Source organism: Castellaniella sp. FW104-7C03 (assembly GCF_040276085.1).
GTDB lineage: Bacteria > Pseudomonadota > Gammaproteobacteria > Burkholderiales > Burkholderiaceae_B > Castellaniella.
Genome location: NZ_JBELOK010000031.1, coordinates 1 through 977, shown reverse-complemented (window position 1 = coordinate 977; position 977 = coordinate 1). Strand labels below are relative to the sequence as shown.

At 50.3% G+C, this 977-nt stretch carries 2 tRNA genes and 2 rRNA genes; all 4 read left to right on the top strand.

Annotated elements, in window-relative coordinates:
- A 16S ribosomal RNA gene (locus ABS758_RS14935) occupies positions 1 to 91 on the top strand; the annotation flags it as partial.
- 100 nt (positions 92 to 191) lie between these two features.
- Positions 192 to 268: transfer RNA gene (locus ABS758_RS14930), tRNA-Ile, on the top strand.
- Between the two features lie 29 nt (positions 269 to 297).
- Positions 298 to 373: transfer RNA gene (locus tag ABS758_RS14925), tRNA-Ala, on the top strand.
- Between the two features lie 344 nt (positions 374 to 717).
- Positions 718 to 977, top strand: a 23S ribosomal RNA gene (locus tag ABS758_RS14920); the annotation flags it as partial.

The following is a 977-nucleotide window of genomic DNA, read 5'->3' as shown; positions in this document are numbered from 1 at the left end:
AAGGGGGGCGCTTACCACGGTGAGATTCATGACTGGGGTGAAGTCGTAACAAGGTAGCCGTATCGGAAGGTGCGGCTGGATCACCTCCTTTAAGAGCAAGCTTGTGTGCTTGTTGTTGTAGCGTCCACGCTTATCGGCTGTTAAGACATGACATGGTCTGAAGTTCCAGGCCTGCAGCACGCAGACTTAAGGGGTCAGTAGCTCAGTCGGTTAGAGCACCGTCTTGATAAGGCGGGGGTCGATGGTTCGAATCCATCTTGACCCACCACAGATTTTTGGTTTGTTCCAAAAACATGCGGGGGATTAGCTCAGCTGGGAGAGCACCTGCTTTGCAAGCAGGGGGTCGTCGGTTCGATCCCGTCATCCTCCACCACGCATTGGTCAAGAGTGTCTTGGGCAACCAGGGCATTGCTGACTGACGCGTATGACGCGCTCTTTGGGGCGGGTCAGTGCGCCGGTAGAAGTACCATGTTCTTTAACAATCAGGAAGAAGCACAACAATGTAAACACATGGGTTTAACCGCAAGGTTAAACGACATAGTGATTTACGGGTTGTGATTGCAAAATCAATTGTTCAAAAGTTCTCAAGAAAGACTTTATCTTTCCCTACCCAGGGGAGGACAAAGCAACCTTGTTGGAATTGAACGGCACAAACACGCGAAACTCAAATTTCTATAGTTTTTACACGTTATGTACGCATAACCTGCAAAGTTATAGGATCAAGCGAATAAGTGCATATGGTGGATGCCTTGGCGATCACAGGCGATGAAGGACGTTGTAGCCTGCGAAAAGCTGCGGGGAGCTGGCAAACAAGCTTTGATCCGCAGATGTCCGAATGGGGAAACCCACGGCAGCGATGCCGTATCGTGCAGTGAATACATAGCTGCACGAAGCGAACCGGGTGAACTGAAACATCTCAGTAGCTCGAGGAAAAGAAATCAACCGAGATTCCGGAAGTAGCGGCGAGCGAAACCGGA